Origin of the sequence: Allohoeflea poritis, from assembly GCF_027889715.1 — a bacterium.
GTDB classification, from domain to species: domain Bacteria; phylum Pseudomonadota; class Alphaproteobacteria; order Rhizobiales; family Rhizobiaceae; genus Hoeflea_A; species Hoeflea_A poritis.
The window spans coordinates 2,501-5,000 of sequence record NZ_JAPJZH010000039.1; the positions used below are offsets into that span (position 1 = coordinate 2,501).

Annotated in this window: 1 tRNA gene and 1 rRNA gene (1 of these 2 only partly in view); both read left to right on the top strand. The window is 53.5% G+C overall.

Annotated elements, in window-relative coordinates:
- Nucleotides 1–19: 19 nt before the first annotated feature.
- Nucleotides 20–95, top strand: a tRNA-Ala gene (locus tag OOZ53_RS26200).
- An 890-nt stretch (nucleotides 96–985) separates the two neighbouring features.
- Nucleotides 986–2,500 (top strand): 23S ribosomal RNA (locus tag OOZ53_RS26205) (it continues 1,279 nt past the right edge of the window).

Here is a 2,500-nt window from a genome sequence, read left to right on the forward strand (position 1 = left end):
TGGCGCGTGCATGAACAACGGGGCTTTAGCTCAGCTGGGAGAGCACCTGCTTTGCAAGCAGGGGGTCATCGGTTCGATCCCGATAAGCTCCACCATTTTCTGTCCTCACGCCGAGCGCCCTTCGGGCTGGCTCCGGACGGGGCGCCGAACGATCGGCGGCGCGCAGTCGCGCGCGTTCCAGAGTGATACGGCATCGTAGCGTTCATCGGTTCTGAGTTACCGTGGTCAAAAAGGCTCCAAGCTCGCAGAGCTTGGCAAGGCCGACTGGCCGTCGCCGCTTTTGCGGCGCGCCCGCGCAGGCCAGGCCATCGCAGATGGCCGGTGCGGCCGTGAGCGATAAAAACAGAGATCATCATCCTGAAGAGATAAAGTTTGCACTGCTTTTGCAGTGCCTGTTCTGCATACATTGTGAAGAGAAGATAGTGTCTGAAAGCTGCTTCGTTATGGCAAGGCTTACACCCCTTGTTGAGGCAGTCATGTCGGATGATTGATGTTGATTGTTTGTTTGCTGGTGTTTTGACGGTTCCCTTTTACGAGGGCTCGCCGGATGGACGTCCAGATGCCCAAAAAGTTGATAGACTTTTTGGATAAGCTATCTGGACCAACAAACATCTGATCATATCATGACGATTGGCGTTGCCTGACCGCGCGTCATCGGACACATCTCGAGAAGCTGGTCTGATATGTTCAGAGGACGCTCGGCGTGTCCTCAATCAGGAACATATCAAAACAAGCCAATATCATTTTTGGTGGTCCAGATCGCTTATCCAAAAAGTCGAACAACTTTTTGGGCATCTGGACGTTGTGTACGGCAGTCTTCGGGCTTGCCGGACCGCTCATGCGGCACCCTTAACAGCGGGTCGCTTTGTGGGCGGACATGCGGTTGCCTTCGGGCTTGCCGCATGGGCCGTTTCGGTCCCCTTCGAGCGTCAGCGAGAAGGACAAGGTATCGAAACCACTAAGGATGGGCATTGGCAATGAGAACGATCAAGTGTCAAAAGGGCATTTGGTGGATGCCTTGGCATGCACAGGCGATGAAGGACGTGATACGCTGCGAAAAGTTGCGGGGAGCTGCGAATAAGCTTTGATCCGCAAATATCCGAATGGGGAAACCCACCTTTGATGTCTGGAAAATTTAAGGCGTTGCTGTGCAACGCCTTATCTTTCCAGATATCGATAAAAGGTATCTTACCTTGAATATATAGGGGTAAGAAGCGAACGCGGGGAACTGAAACATCTAAGTACCCGCAGGAAAGGACATCAACCGAGACTCCGCTAGTAGTGGCGAGCGAACGCGGACCAGGCCAGTGGCAATGAGTATGGAAGCAGAACCGTCTGGAAAGTCGGGCCGTAGCGGGTGACAGCCCCGTATGCGTATAAATCTCATTGTCCTTGAGTAAGGCGGGACACGTGAAATCCTGTCTGAACGTGGGGGGACCACCCTCCAAGCCTAAGTACTCGTGCATGACCGATAGCGAACCAGTACCGTGAGGGAAAGGTGAAAAGCACCCCGACAAGGGGAGTGAAAGAGAACCTGAAACCGGATGCCTACAAACAGTCGGAGCGCGCAAGCGTGACGGCGTACCTTTTGTATAATGGGTCAGCGACTTAGTATAACGAGCAAGCTTAAGCCGGTAGGTGAAGGCGCAGCGAAAGCGAGTCTGAACAGGGCGTTCAGTTCGTTGTATTAGACCCGAAACCGAGTGATCTAGCCATGAGCAGGTTGAAGGTTGGGTAACACCAACTGGAGGACCGAACCCATATCTGTTGCAATAGATCGGGATGACTTGTGGCTAGGGGTGAAAGGCCAATCAAACTCGGAAATAGCTGGTTCTCCGCGAAATCTATTTAGGTAGAGCGTCGAGTGAATACCTTCGGGGGTAGAGCACTGGATGGGCTATGGGGGCTCACCGCCTTACTGATCCTAACCAAACTGCGAATACCGAAGAGTACTGCTCGGCAGACACACGGCGGGTGCTAACGTCCGTCGTGGAGAGGGCAACAACCCTGACCTCCAGCTAAGGTCCCCAAGTTATGGCTAAGTGGGAAAGGATGTGAGGATCCCAAAACAACCAGGATGTTGGCTTAGAAGCAGCCATCATTTAAAGAAAGCGTAACAGCTCACTGGTCTAAATAAGGGTCTTTGCGCCGAAAATGTACCGGGGCTCAAGCCATACACCGAAGCTGAGGGCTTGCTTTGCAAGCGGTAGCGGAGCGTTCCGTAGGTCCGTGAAGGGATACCCGTGAGGGGTCCTGGAGATATCGGAAGTGCGAATGCTGACATGAGTAACGATAAAGGGAGTGAGAGACTCCCTCGCCGAAAGACCAAGGGTTCCTGCTTAAAGTTAATCTGAGCAGGGTTAGCCGGCCCCTAAGGCGAGGCCGAAAGGCGTAGTCGATGGGAACGACGTTAATATTCGTCGGCCTGGCGGTAGTGACGGATCGCGTGTGTTGTCAGTCCTTATTGGATTGGTCTGGCAGCGAAGCGGTCCCGGGAAAT